We start from the raw sequence: 2,042 nt of genomic DNA on the forward strand, positions 1-2,042 counted from the left end.
TCTTGGATCCGTGAGGACCTGCCCGAAGCGATCGAGAGGGCGATGTCCGGCCTGGACCCGCAGGCCTGCGACCGCATGGACCCCGGCGGCGTGATGGTCGACGGCACGGGCGGCCTCGATGAGGAGACCCGCAGCAAGCTGGTGTTCGTGCCGTGTGCGGTCCAGGACGCGCTGTGGCTCACCCCGGACCAGCAGATCCGGCTCGTGGCGGTCGCCTCCCTGGTCACCGGGGCGCACGGCTCCTCGCGGAAGACCCGGGCACCGCCATCACCACGGGCGAGCTGTCACGCACGTGGGCCCTGGTGGACCACGCCATCGTCTGAAGCGTGTGCGGACCGAGTGTGTCAGCGTCGGACGGGGTGCCCGGCGCTCACCTTCGATGAGATTGCTCAAACTACGGGAAACAGGACACGTGCGGTGGGCGGTCCGGTCATCCAGCGTCGTTGTTTCCGAGTGTTCGACGTGCTGCGGCCAGGAATGCTCGACGGGTCTCACTCAGCCGAGTGGACTGGCCTGTCATGTAATCGAGGACGGTGATCCGGCCATCGGTGACGGCATCACGCAAGAGCACGGCGGCCTCTTCGCGTGGCAGGTCGGTCAGCTCCAGCAACCGCACTGCCCTCTCGTACACATGCCGCAGGGCGGCGTAGGCCTCTCCCGTGGAGCCGAACAGAGGGTCACCTTGCGGTGCGTAGTGGGCGAGAGCGCTGATCGTTCCCGGACGGACACCGGTCGGCACCCCTACAGTCGTGTAGGCGTCGCGCATGCCAGCGAGCCGGATTTGGAGGTCGGACAATGCGTTGACCGCATCGCTGATCGGTGTACTCGATACCTCCCGACCTGTTACAGCGTTTCGCTCCTCCATCTGCCTGACATAGAGCGCACGCCAGGTACGGGCAGCGAAGCTACTACTCAGCGCAGCTTCAGCGATCTCATCGCAGCAGGCCACCAGTTCCTGCGCAGCCCCCACCAGTTGCGTGCCTCCCTCCAACTCCAGCACGGCCAAAGCCCGCTGCAGGTCACGACTGGCCGGACGTAAACTGTCCGGCGCACCCGTGCCGTCCAGGACCAGGTCCAGAAGTTCGACCAGTTCCCCGACGGCGAGGAGGAAGACCGAGCATGCCTCCCTGCGCACGCCGCGCAGCCACTGGTCGTGCGCCGAATCAGACTGCGCTCGGACCGTGTCCAGGGCGGCTTGGTACGCCGACTCCGCCTGACGGAGACTCGCCTGGTGTGTGGCGCTAGCCGTCTGGAGGGCAGCGCGGAGCTGCCAGCGGCCGATCAGCAGCGTGGACGGCACCCCCACGACAGCTACCGAGGTGGTGACGACCAGCGCAATCTCTTGTAAGTCCATCGCAGCTCATCGTGCCAATCCGAAGCAGGTAAGGCAGGGCATACAGCTCACACCGGAGCCGTGAGTGAAACACCACTCTGAAACGCGAGGGTGAAACGGAGGCCGCGTTTCACCCTGACCTGCGGGAATGCCTGCAAAAGCGGGAGTGGGGCGCGCGTGTTGCACTCCGTGCTGCAGGGCGGCACCGATGTCCGGCCGGTGACAGCAAGAGACCCCGGCCTCGAGAGGCCCGGGGTCAGGTCGGGCGGGGGAACGGTCAGTAGTCGTCCCGTTCTGAGGGCGGTCCGTACTGCTCGATGAGGTCGCAGGTACACGTACCGCCCTCGTGCAGCGCCTTGTCGCACTCATCGTGGTGGTCACGCTTCGGTGGCGCGGCTTGGATGGCGGCAGGCTGCGCCGGGGCGGCCGCGATGGCCGGCACCGGCTTCGCCCATTCCATGCCCACCTTCCGTAGCGCGTCGAGCTGCTCCGCGGTGAGTTTGTCCCGCCTCGCGCGGGTGTTGGATACCCATACGCCTAGCTTGACGATCACCTGGTCTGCTTCGCCGTCGACTGCGATCTCCTCGGCATGGCCGCGCGGCACGGGCCGGTCGGCGCCTTCCCGTTCGACCCACTGTGTGAGGGCCGCGAGGCCACGTTGGAACGCCTGCTGCGCCTTGCTCTGGCCCTCCGTCGCACCCTTGGCCGC

3 protein-coding genes are annotated in these 2,042 nt (G+C 67.1%); all 3 read right to left on the bottom strand.

Going from position 1 to position 2,042, the window contains the following annotated elements; translation table 11 throughout:
* Positions 1-237: hypothetical protein (locus ACWFRU_RS42275; protein ID WP_453694173.1), on the bottom strand; the 237-nt coding region annotated here is incomplete at its 3' end.
* A 193-nt stretch (positions 238-430) separates the two neighbouring features.
* Positions 431-1,354 (bottom strand): hypothetical protein, encoded by a 924-nt coding sequence (locus tag ACWFRU_RS42280; protein WP_030815827.1) that lies wholly within the window; start codon positions 1,352-1,354, stop codon positions 431-433.
* Between the two features lie 256 nt (positions 1,355-1,610).
* Positions 1,611-2,042, bottom strand: a 432-nt coding sequence (locus tag ACWFRU_RS42285) for a helicase associated domain-containing protein (protein ID WP_453694175.1), incomplete at its 5' end; no start/stop codon positions are given.

The organism is Streptomyces sp. NPDC055099, assembly GCF_053607685.1.